The following is a 248-nucleotide window of genomic DNA, read 5'->3' as shown; positions in this document are numbered from 1 at the left end:
GCACCGAGCCCGAACGCGGCGCCGACCGCGCAGACCGCGCCCCAGCCGCCCGCCGTCCAGGCGAAGCCGGAGAGCGCCGAGCCGGCCGCGCTCCCCAGGAAGAACAGGCCCGTGAACAGCCCGTTCAATCGTCCGCGCGCCTCCGGGCGCAGCAGGTTGATCGCGCGCCGTCCCAGGGTCTGGTCCGCGATGACGCCGAGGTCGAGGAGGACCGCCGCGAGCGCCAGGCAGGCCAAGGCAGGGCCGGC

At 76.6% G+C, this 248-nt stretch carries 1 pseudogene; it reads right to left on the bottom strand.

Features of this window, described 5'->3' with window-relative positions:
• Window positions 1-248, bottom strand: a pseudogene (locus KZZ04_RS20255) (MFS transporter); the annotation flags it as partial.

It is taken from the genome of Pseudoalteromonas sp. CR1, assembly GCF_019392235.1.
Lineage (GTDB): Bacteria > Pseudomonadota > Gammaproteobacteria > Enterobacterales > Alteromonadaceae > Pseudoalteromonas.
The sequence above is the reverse complement of the archived record's forward strand: the minus strand, read 5'-3'. Positions and strand labels throughout refer to the sequence as shown.